Consider the following 10,841-nt stretch of genomic DNA (forward strand, 5'->3'; position numbering starts at 1 on the left):
CTTTAGTCGTCTGAGGAAAAGCCGGAAGCCTTGACGACGGGCACCCAGCCCTCGCGCTCCAACTGCAGCTCGCGTGAAAACACGGCAGGCGAATTGCCCACCGCCTCGAAGCCCAGCTTGGCCAGTCCCTCGGTGACGGCCTTCTCGCGCAGGGCCACGCGGGCCAGGTCGTAGAGCCGATCGACCAGGGCAGCACTGGTCCGCGCGGGCAGGTAGAGGCCGTAGCTCTCGACACCGACGATGCCCTTGAAGCCCTGCTCCTCGAAGGTCGGCGTGTCGGGCGCGAAGCGCGAGCGCTTGGTGTCGGTCACGCCCAGGAGGCGTACACGGCCCGAGGCCAGATGCGGCACGAAGTCGCTCAGCGAGAAGCAGCCGGCGGCGATCTGGCCGCCCATCAGGTCCTGCATGCCGGGCGCGGCGCCGCGGTAGGGCACGTGGGTCATGCTGATGCCTGCCGCGCGCTCGAACTGGTTGCCCAGGAAGTGGGGCATCGCGCCGGCAGCCGGCGAGGCATAGGCGCTGTCTTTCACATTGGCCTTGGCCCAGGCGGCGAACTGCTGCAGGTTCTTGACGCTGTCCGGCACCTTGGGGCCGACGCCGAAGCCGCAGGTGGACAGGGCCACCGCGGTGACCGGAATCGCATCGGTGGCGGCGTTGTACTGCAGCTTGCGGAACACATGGGGATAGATGGTGAACATCGACGAGGGGCTCAGGAGCATCGTCAGCCCGTCGGGGGCGCTGTCCTTCAGCGCGGCCACCGCCAGGCGGCCGCCGGCGCCGACCTTCTGCTCCACCAGCACCGACTCGGCCATGCGCCCGCGCCAGGCCTCGGCCAGGCGCCGCGCTGTGGTATCTATCGAGCCGCCGGCCGGAAAGCCGACAAGGATGCGCGGCAGATTGCCACCTTGCGCACGGGCCAGGCCAGCGGCGCTGCCCAACAGGGCGGCAAGGGCTTGGTTGAAATGACGGCGATGCAGGCTCATGGTGTGTCTCCTGGGGGGGGGCTTGTTGTAGGGGGCTATGCGGGTCGGGTGATCACGGCCGAGGCATTGGCCAGCAGGGCCAAGTGCTCCAGCGTCTGCTTCAGGCCGGTGGCCTGCTTGCCCAGGGCCTGGCTCAGCGCGGCGTCATGGGCACGCACGACGGCGGTCAGCGCCTTGACCTGGGCCAGGCCGCTGGCGGTGAGGTGCAGGCCCCAGCTGCGCGCATCGACCGGATCATCGCGTCGCTCGACCCAGCCGCGCTGGGCCAGCCAGTTGGTCAGGCGCAGTGCGCCGCTGCGGTGCAGGCCCATGGCCTGGGCCAGCAGGCCCTGGCGCAGGCCGGGGTTCTCGGCCACCAGCACCAGGGCGGCAAAGCGCTGCGGGCTGACGTCGAAGGCCTCGGTGGCGCGGAAGAAGTCCAGATACAGCGCGTTCTGCGCCCGGCGCAGCGCATAGCCCAGCAAATCGTCCAGCACACCATAGGCCAGGCCGGCCACCGGCAGCAGCGGGGCATCGGGCGCATCGGGGGCGGGGCTGTGGGTCGCGGATCGGTTCATGGGTGCAGCATAAATACTGTTGCATAGCGCAACTATCTCGCTTACCCTTAATCTGGATCAAACAAGTGACGCGAACCATGAACGAGACACTGGACATCCTGATCGCCGGCGGCGGCATAGGCGGCCTGACCACGGCGCTGACCCTGGCCCGCGCCGGCCACCGCGTCACGGTGCTGGAAGCCGCGGCCGATCTCAAGCCCCTGGGTGTGGGCATCAATCTGCTGCCCCATGCGGTGGCCGTGCTGACAGAGCTGGGCCTGGGGGACGATCTGGCGCGCATCGCCGTACCCACCGCCGCCCTGGTCTTTGCCAACCGCCATGGCCAGAGCATCTACAGCGATGCGCGGGGTCTGGTCGGCGGCTACAGCCACCCGCAGTACAGCATCCACCGCGGCGAGCTGCAGCAGCTCTTGTGGACCACGGCACAGCAGCGCCTCGGCGCGGCGCAGCTGCTAAGCGGCCAGCGCGTGGTCGGCGCGACACAGACAGGCGAGCGGGTCGCTGTGCAGATCCAGCCGGCCGATGCACCGCGGGGCCAGGTCTTGCGGCGCGAGTGCGATCTGCTGATCGCCGCCGACGGCATCCACTCGGCGCTACGCCGCCAGTTCTATCCTGACGAAGGTCCGCCGCGCTGGAACGGCATGATGATGTGGCGTGGCACCAGCTGGGCTAAGCCGTTTCTGGATGGCCGCACGATGGTGCAGGCGGGTCATAGACGCGCCAAGTTCGTTGTCTATCCGATCGCGCCGCCGCGGGCCGACGGCCTGCAGCTGATCAATTGGATCTGTGACCGGCGCCTGCGCGAGGATGGCATCGGCGGCGGCCTGCAGGCACCCAGCCGCGAGGACTGGAGCAAGTCCGGCTCGCTGGACGATCTGCTGCCCACCTTTGGTAGCTGGCACTTCGACTGGCTCGATGTGCCTGGCCTGATTGCCGGTGCCACCCAGCTGCTGGAATGGCCCATGGTGGACCGCGACCCGCTGCCGCGCTGGAGCTTTGGCCGCATCACCCTGCTGGGCGACGCGGCGCACCCGATGTACCCGATAGGCTCGAACGGCGCCACTCAGGCCATCATCGATGCGAAGTGCATCGCCGACTGCCTGCAAGTCGATCCGGTCGAGGCTGCGCTGGCTGCCTACGAGGCGCAGCGCAGGCCCATGACGGCCAGGATCGTCGAGATGAATCGCCAGGAGGGGCTGGACGCGATACTGGACATGGTCGAGGAGCGCGCACCGGACGGTTTCGAGCGGCTGGAGGACGTGATAGACCCGGCCGAGGTGGCCGCCTTCGTGCAGCGCTACAAGGCCGCCGCCGGCCACCAGACCCTGCGCGCGCAGCCCTGATCCGCATCTGATACCGCGAGGCCGATACCGTCGATAGGAGGGTCGCCGCGGCCCCAATACGGTAGATAATCCGCCCAGCAACTGACCGGGTGGCGATGAAATCAGCAGCAGTGCGGGCAATCTCAGATGGGCGTATCAACGCCTTCGACAGGACTTGAGCATGGATCTGCGCGCCCTGTTCAGTCGCAGCTCGCTGCGCTATGCCGTGGTGGGTGCCCTGCTGTTGGGCCTGCTGCTTCCCTCGGGCCTGGCCCTTCTGTACGAAACCGACCTGGCGCAAAAAACGGCCAAGGCCGATCTGCAGCGCGACCTGTCGCGCACCGCCGATGTGCTGGCGCTGTCGCTGGCCGAGCCGGTCTGGCAGGTCTCGCCCGATCTGGCCGAGCCGATGATCAAGGCCCATGTCAACGACCCGCGCTTCGTCTCGGTGGTGGTGCGCGAGGTCGGCGCGCAGCGGCCCTTCCTGGAGTTCCAGCGCGAGGCCGGGGCTGAAGACCTGACCTTGACCGAGCAGCGCCCGATCCAGCGCGATGGCAAGGCCATCGCCAGCCTGACCGTGGTCATGACCGCCGCCCCCTATGCCCAGCGCCTGCAGGACGATCTGGTGCGCGCGCTGTGGCGCAGCGCGCTGACGCTGAGCCTGTCGCTGGCACTGATTCTGTGGGTGATGCAGCGCCGCGTGCTGCAGCCTATGGGCCATCTGACCGTGGCGGCTGAGGAACTGGCCGCCGGCCGGTTCGACCGCCCGCTGGAGATCCGCGGCCCCGATGAGGTGGGCCGGGTCGGCGCGGCGATGGAGCGCATGCGCAAAGCGTTGCTATCGGCCTTCGAGACGCTGCGCAACCATGCGCAGACACTGGAGGACCAGGTCGGCCAGCGCACCGCCGAGCTGACCTCGGCGAATGCCGAACTGATGCAGACGCTGGCACACCTGAAGACGGCGCAGGAGGGCCTGGTCGAGTCGCAGAAGCTGGCCTCGCTGGGGCGTATGGTGGCCGGCGTGGCCCATGAACTGAACACGCCGCTGGGCAATGCGATGACGGTGGCATCGACCCTGGAATACCGCTACGACCAGCTGCAGGAGATGCTGACCGGCGGCACGGCACTGCGCAAGAGCCTGCTGATGGCCCTGGTGCAGGATACCCAACAGGGCCACGACATCCTGCTGCGCAATCTGCGTAAGGCGGCCGATCTGGTCCTTAACTTCAAGCAGGTAGCCACCGACCAGACCAGCGACCGTCGCCGCGAGTTCGACCTGGCCGAGGTCATCGACGAGGTGCTGCTGATGACGCAGCCGCGCTATCGCCACACCCCGTTCAAGATCGAGACCCAGCTGGAGGACGGCCTGTCGATGGACAGCTACCCCGGCTCCCTGGGTCAGGTCTTGACCAATCTGCTGATGAACTCACTGGTCCATGCCTTCGAGGGCCGTAGCGAGGGCCACGTATGGATCAAGTCCCATGCGCTGGACGGCGACCGGGTGCTGTTGACCGTGCAGGATGATGGCGTGGGCATGGAAGACGCGGTGCGCCGCCGCATCTTCGACCCCTTCTTCACCACCAAGCTGGGACAGGGGGGGTCGGGCCTGGGCATGAACATCGTGCACAACATCGTGACCCGCGTGCTGGGCGGCCAGATCGAGGTCAGCAGCACCCCGGAGGGTGGCGCCCGTTTCGAGATCGTGCTGCCGCGCGTCGCGCCGATGCACGAGGCGGCGGTGGTCAGCGAGCCGCTGCCTCTTGCTTAGTCAGTTGGTGCCCGAGCTTGATGAGTACATCAAGGTCCGGCACGCAAGGAACTAAACTTCCATCACTGCCGTAGAGACGAACACCCGCACGGTGTCGCCGCCGGCCGCCTTGGCCTCGGCGCAGGCCTGGGCCGCAGCGCCCATCACGGCATCCACATTCTCCAGCGAGGGGTGCAGCTGCACCACGCCCAGGCAGGCCTTGACGCGGGTGCGATGCAGACCCCAGCGCAGCCGGAAACCGGCCACCGAGGCGCGCATCTTCTCGGCGATGATCTGTGCGTAGTGCTGGTCGCAGTCGGGCAGGAGGATGGCGAAGCGGTCGTCCTCCAGGCGGGCGACGATGTCGGAGGCGCGCACCTTGGTGATCAGCATCTGGCTGAGGTGGTACAGGAAATGCTCGGCCACCTCGGCCCCGGTGGCGTTGACGACCTCGCGGAATTTGTCGACATCCAGCCACAGCACCGACACCGGCTCGTGGCGGCGGCTGCCCACATGCTCGGCCAGGCGGCGCTCGAACTCGGCCCGGTTGGCCAACTCGGTCAGCGGGTCGTGCTTGCCTATCCAGGTGGGCTGCATGCGCAGCTGGCGGGCGGCGGTGACGTCCTCGATGATCCACATCGCCTCGCCGGCGGGGGCGTCCCAGCGCACCGGTGTGGCCTGCAAGCGGCCCCAGAAGCGGCCGCCATCGGCGCGCACATACTCGATTTCCTCGTCCACCGGACGGCCGGCCGCGAACGAGGCCTGCAGCCGTTCCATCAGCGCGCTGTGAGCGCCATCGGAGACATGGACGACGCGGGTCGGCTGGCCGCTGAGATCGGTGTGGTCGCCATGGCCGAACAAATGGTTCAGATGCTCGCTGACGACCTGGAAATGCTGGTCGCGGGTGAAGGCGATGGACATCGGCGCGCGCTCCAGCAGCGCGTGCATGCGCGTGGGGATCGCGTCTTCGGCCTTCGCGATGTCGTCGGCCGCTGGGGAAGATCCGGTCTGTGCTTGCATCAGACACTCCTAGAGAGTTGTACCCGTCAGGCTACGATGCCAGAGTGTCCAGTATGGCGCGAACAAACCCGGATTTGCGGTCTTATTTGGCGTTCGCCCGCACCGCGTCTATGGCGTCGAGGATGGCCTCGCTGGTGGCCGGGGCGCGCAGCGGCGGGTCGGCCCGGTGCCCGCCCACGGCCGAGACTGCATCGCGTATCGCCAGCAGCACCGAGAAGGGCAGCAGCAGCGGCGGCTCGCCGACGGCCTTGGAGCGGTGGATGCTGTCCTGCACATTCGGTGCGTCGAACAGCGCCACATTGAAGATGGGCGGGCAGTCGTTGGCGGTCGGGATCTTGTAGGTGCTGGGCGCGTGGGTCAGCAAGAGGCCCGTCTTCGGATGCCACACGAGCTCTTCCATCGTCAGCCAGCCCATGCCCTGGATGAAGCCGCCTTCGACCTGGCCGATGTCGATGGCCGGATTCAAGGAGCGGCCGGCGTCGTGCAGCACATCGACGCGCAGCGGCTTCCATTCGCCGGTGAGGGTGTCCACCACGACTTCGCTGACGGCGGCGCCATAGGCGAAGTAGTAGAACGGATTGCCCTGCAGCCTGGCCCGGTCCCAGCTGAGGCCGGGCGTGGCATAGAAGCCGTCGCTCCACAGTTGGACGCGGGCCAGATAGGCCTTGGCCACCAGCTCGTCGAAGCTCAGCACCGCACCATCAGGCAGCGTGGCGGCAAAGGCGTCCAGCCGCTGGCGGATCTTGCGGGCGGCGTCCTGGGCGGCCTTGCCATTGAGGTCGCTGCCGGTGGAGGCGGCGGTGGCCGAGGTGTTGGCGACCTTGTGCGTGTCGGTGGCGGTGCAGCGCACGCGGGCCAGATCGACGCCCAGCTCATGGGCCACGACCTGGGCGACCTTGGTGTTCAGGCCCTGGCCCATCTCGGTGCCGCCGTGGTTGACCAGTACCGAGCCATCGGTATAGACGTGCACCAGCGCACCGGCCTGGTTGAGGTGCACGACATTGAACGAGATGCCGAACTTCAGGGGCGTCAGCGCGAGGCCCTTCTTCAGCACAGCGCTGCTGGTGTTGAAGGCGGCGATGGCCTCGCGCCTGGCGCTGTACTCGCTGCTGGCCACCAGCTGATCGACCAGCGGCTGCAGGATATTGTCCTGCACCACCTGGCCATAGGGCGTGGTGTTGCGGCCGGCATCGGGTGCGTAGAAATTGGCGCGACGCACGGCCAGCGGGTCCAGGCCCAGCTTTCGCGCAACGCTGTCGAGAATCATCTCCACCGCCAGCGCGCCCTGCGGCCCGCCGAAGCCGCGGAAGGCGGTATTGCTCTGCGTGTTCGTGCGGGCGCAGAAGCCCCGCACCGAGACATCGGGCAGCCAGTAGGCATTGTCGAAATGGCACAGCGCCCGTGTCATCACCGGCGCCGACAGATCGGCCGACCAGCCGGCGTTGGAGACCATCTCGACCTCGGCCGCCAGCAGCCGGCCTTCGTTGTCGAAGCCGACCTCGTAGGCATAGTCGAAGCCATGCCGCCGGCCGGTGATCAGGAAGTCGTCATCACGGTCCAGTCGCAGCTTGACCGGGCGCTTCAGCTGGCGCGCGGCCACGGCCGCCACGCAGGCGAACACGGCTGACTGAGACTCCTTGCCACCAAATCCGCCGCCCATGCGCCGGCATTCGACCTGCACCTGGTTGCTGTGCAGGTTCAGCGCGTGCGCCACCAGATGCTGCATCTCGCTGGGGTGCTGGGTCGAGCAGAAGACCTTGATGCCGGCATCCTCCAGCGGCAGCGCGTAGGAGATCTGGCCTTCCAGATAGAACTGCTCCTGGCCACCAACGTTGAAGCTGCCCTGCAGTCGGTGGGGCGCTGTGGCGAGGGCCGCCTGCGCATCGCCGCGCTGCAGGTGCATGGGCGGCACGACATAGCTTTTTGCTGCATGGGCCTCGGCGGCGGTCAGCAGGGCCGGCAGCGGCTCCAGCTTGAGGAAATCCTTGGCGCGGGCGGCAGCTCTGCGGGCCAGCTCCCGGTCTTGCGAGATCACGGCAAAGACCGGCTGGCCCAGATAGTGGACCTCGCCCTCGGCCAGTATCGTTTCATCGGCGATCAGCGGGCCGCAATGGTTGGAGCCGGGGATGTCGGCCGCGGTCAGCACGGCGATGACGCCGGGCAGAGCGTGCAGGCCTTCGATGTCGATGCTCAGCAGCCGGCCATGGGCGATGGGGGACAGGCCAAGGGCGGCATGCAGCGTGCCCTGCAGCTCGGCAATGTCATCGGTGTAGGTGGCCTCGCCGCTGACATGCAGATGCGCCGATTCATGCGGGCGGTTGATGCCGACCTGGGGCCGGGTGCTTGCCGCCAGCTGGGATGGGTCCAGCATCTTGTTCATGCTTGCACTCCCACTTGAGTGGCCCAGACGCTGACCTCCTCGCTGGCCAGCGGTTGGTCTTCACGCGTTTCGAGCCAGAAGCGCCGCAGCAGATTCTGCGCCACGCGCAACCGATAGTTGGCGCTGGCGCGCAGATCGCTCATCGGTGTGAAGTCCCGGGCTAGCGCGGCGGCGGCGGCCTCCGCCGTCGCTTCGGTCCAGGGCTGGTTCAACACAGCGGCCTCGGCCAGGGCAGCGCGCTTGACGATGGCGGCCATGCCCCCAAAGGCGAAGCGCACGGCGCTGACCTTGCCGTGATCCAGCGTCACCGCCAGCACCGCACAGACGGCCGAAATATCGCTGTCATAGCGCTTGGAGATCTTGTAGCCGCGCAGCCGTGTGTGGGCATCTGGCAAGGGCAGGTGCAGCGCCTCGACCCACTCGCCGGGCTGCAGCTGGTTCTTCATATAGTCGACGTAGAAGTCCTCTAGAGGCAAGCGGCGCTGCGTGCCGCCCCTGCGCAGAATGATGTCGGCGCCCAGCGCGATCAAAGCCGGTGCGCCGTCGCCGATCGGCGAGCCGTTGGCGATATTGCCGCCCAGGGTGCCGGCATGGCGCACCGGCGGCGAGGCAAAGCGCAGCCACAGCTCGCGCAGGGCAGGGATGTGATCGGCCAGGCGGCTCCAGGCGTCTTCCAGCGTCGCACCGGCGCCTATCCACAGGCCCGACCGGCCGTCGAAGGCGCGCGGGTGGATGCGCTTCAGCTCGGCCACGGCGCCGAGATAGATCACATCGCCCAGATCGCGGAACTGCTTGTTGACCCAGAGGCCTATGTCGGTAGCGCCGGCCAGCAGCCGGGCTTCCGGATGGGCTTCGCGCAGCGCGGCCAGCTCTGCGACGGTGCGCGGGGCATGGAAGCTGTCGCGGCGGCCGGGGAAGGCCGGATGGGCGGCCTGGTAGTGCAGCGGCGGGTCCTGGGCGAGAGTCGTCAACGCCGCGATGAGGGGGGCGGTGTCCAGCCGCTGGGCGGGCAGGTCGAACATCTGCTGGCCGGCGTCGAGTATCGGCCGGTAGCCGGTACAGCGGCACAGATTGCCGGCCAGGTCATCGGCCAACTGCTGGCGCGTCGGCAGGGTGCCGTCCTCGCAGTGGCGCTCATAAGTCGAGGCCAGGCTGATCACGAAGCCCGGGGTACAGAAACCGCACTGCGAGCCGTGGCAGTCGACCATCGCCTGCTGGGCCGGGTGCAGCGTGCCGTCGCGTTGCTTCAGGTCATCCACCGTCAGCAGGGCCTTGCCGTCCAGCGTGGGCAGGAACTGTATGCAGCTGTTGACCGGCCGCAGGCTCAGGCCGCCAACCACCGTGTCCGGCGGCGAGTCCGGCGTGGCCAGCTCGGCCACCAGCACCGTGCAGGCGCCGCAATCACCCTCGGCGCAGCCTTCCTTGGTGCCCGAGCAGCGGGCATGTTCGCGCAACCATTGCAGGGCGGTCGTCGTGCTGGCAAGGCCCTGCACCTCGGCGATCTGGCCCTGATGGAAGAAGCGGATGGCGCGTGAGGTCATGGCGGGCGTCGGCATAGGGATAAACGTGGAAGGTACTGCGTCGCGTCGCTGACGTTATACGATGTCTCCCATAATCCTCATGCTTGCCACTGTATGACGCCGCGCAACCCCTTCGACAAGATCGAGCTCCAACTCGTCCGGGTATTGCATATGCTGATCAGCGAACGCAGCGTTTCCAAGGCGGCCCTGCGTCTGCACACCAGCCAGCCGGCGGTCAGCGCCCAGCTGAAACGCTTGCGTGCGCTAACTGGCGATCCGCTGCTGGTGCGCACCGGCACCGGCATGATGCCCACGGCCGGTGCGCTGGAGTTGCTGGAGCCCGCCGGTCGCCTGCTGCAGGATGCCGAGCGCCTGTTCAACCCGCGGGCCCGCAGCAAAGGCTTCGAACCGGCCACGGCCCAGCTGCAATTCCGCATCGCCGTCAGCGACTATCTGGACCCGCTGTTCCTGCCCGAGCTGGTCGCCCATGTGCTGCGATTGGCGCCCCAGGTACGCATCGACCTGCAGCCGCTGTCCAGCGACTTTGATTACCGCTCCGGCCTGGCTCGCGGCGAGGTCGATCTGGTCATAGGCAACTGGCTGGAGCCGCCGGCCGAGCTGCATCTGGGCCGCCTGCTCAGCGACGAGGTGGTCTGCCTGGTATCGAAGGAGCATCCGGTGGCACGAGGCAAGGCCAGGCAGTCCGACAAGCACTGGACCGTCGAGCAATACCTGGCCTGCCAGCATGTGGCGCCGACGCCGCTGGGCATGGGCCTGCCCGGGGTGATTGACCAGCATCTGGCCAGCCAGGGCCTGAGCCGCGAGATCGCCGTGCGCAGCGCCCACTTCGGCCAGCTGCCCGAGATGGTGGCGCGCAGCCTGCTGGTGCTGACCACCGGCCGCATGTTCTGCGCCCGCTATGTCGATCATCTGCCCGTCACCATCGTGCGTTGCCCGGTGGCCTTCCCGGCCATGGCCTACTACCAGCTGTGGCACGAGCTGAGCCACGCCTCGGCCCCGCTGCGCTGGCTGCGCGAGCAGGTCAGGGACGTCGCGATGCGTATGAATCAAAATCTCGTATGACTGGAATGAAACGTATCGACTTGCCCGAGGCTGACGGTGCTTTGCGCTTCGCTGCCATGGGGTGGCAGAGGGGGCGGGGGGCCGGCCACGGCGGGCTGAAGCTTGGGCCGGTCCCTTCGGCCCGACCTCCAGCTTGCCCGCCATGGCCGGCCCCCCACCCTCTCTGCGGATGCGCTGGTGGCCGCCAACCAAGAATGGAACCGAGCCTGCACACCGGCCGCAGCAGGGG

8 protein-coding genes are annotated in these 10,841 nt (G+C 67.8%); 3 read left to right on the forward strand and 5 right to left on the reverse strand.

Going from position 1 to position 10,841, the window contains the following annotated elements; all coding sequences use genetic code 11:
• Window positions 1-2: 2 nt before the first annotated feature.
• Entirely contained in the window at window positions 3-983 is a 981-nt protein-coding gene (locus DES47_RS13680; protein ID WP_133701262.1) for a Bug family tripartite tricarboxylate transporter substrate binding protein, read from the reverse strand.
• A 35-nt stretch (window positions 984-1,018) separates the two neighbouring features.
• Window positions 1,019-1,540 carry a MarR family winged helix-turn-helix transcriptional regulator gene (locus DES47_RS13685; protein WP_133701263.1) on the reverse strand — a complete coding sequence of 174 codons (522 nt, stop codon included), beginning with the start codon at window positions 1,538-1,540 and terminating at the stop codon, window positions 1,019-1,021.
• Window positions 1,541-1,617: 77 nt separating this feature from the next.
• On the opposite strand from DES47_RS13685, the gene DES47_RS13690 reads away from it, so the two are divergent.
• Together DES47_RS13690 and DES47_RS13695 are read left to right on the forward strand one after the other, a co-directional pair.
• The gene (locus DES47_RS13690; RefSeq protein WP_133701264.1) at window positions 1,618-2,883 is read left to right on the forward strand and encodes a flavin-dependent oxidoreductase; all 1,266 of its coding nucleotides are present in this window, start codon (window positions 1,618-1,620) and stop codon (window positions 2,881-2,883) included.
• Window positions 2,884-3,043: 160 nt separating this feature from the next.
• Window positions 3,044-4,630 (forward strand): sensor histidine kinase, encoded by a 1,587-nt coding sequence (locus tag DES47_RS13695; RefSeq protein WP_133701265.1) that lies wholly within the window; start codon window positions 3,044-3,046, stop codon window positions 4,628-4,630.
• A gap of 51 nt (window positions 4,631-4,681) precedes the next feature.
• On the opposite strand, the gene DES47_RS13700 is transcribed toward DES47_RS13695, so the two are convergent.
• The 3 genes from DES47_RS13700 to xdhA form a co-directional block, all read right to left on the reverse strand.
• The gene (locus tag DES47_RS13700) at window positions 4,682-5,629 is read right to left on the reverse strand and encodes a GGDEF domain-containing protein (protein WP_133701266.1); all 948 of its coding nucleotides are present in this window, start codon (window positions 5,627-5,629) and stop codon (window positions 4,682-4,684) included.
• A gap of 82 nt (window positions 5,630-5,711) precedes the next feature.
• Window positions 5,712-8,009, reverse strand: a complete 2,298-nt coding sequence (xdhB, locus tag DES47_RS13705; protein ID WP_133701267.1) for a xanthine dehydrogenase molybdopterin binding subunit — start codon at window positions 8,007-8,009, stop codon at window positions 5,712-5,714.
• Window positions 8,006-9,550: a xanthine dehydrogenase small subunit gene (gene xdhA / locus DES47_RS13710; RefSeq protein WP_133701268.1), complete on the reverse strand. Its 1,545-nt coding sequence runs from the start codon at window positions 9,548-9,550 to the stop codon at window positions 8,006-8,008. The genes xdhB and xdhA overlap by 4 nt, the downstream gene beginning before the upstream one ends.
• Before the next feature lie 93 nt (window positions 9,551-9,643).
• Here xdhA and DES47_RS13715 point away from each other — a divergent pair, with 93 nt between their 5' ends.
• Window positions 9,644-10,612 carry a LysR family transcriptional regulator gene (locus DES47_RS13715; RefSeq protein ID WP_133701269.1) on the forward strand — a complete coding sequence of 323 codons (969 nt, stop codon included), beginning with the start codon at window positions 9,644-9,646 and terminating at the stop codon, window positions 10,610-10,612.
• Window positions 10,613-10,841: the final 229 nt, after the last annotated feature.

This window comes from Roseateles toxinivorans, from assembly GCF_004362525.1.
GTDB classification, from domain to species: Bacteria; Pseudomonadota; Gammaproteobacteria; order Burkholderiales; family Burkholderiaceae_C; genus Paucibacter; species Paucibacter toxinivorans.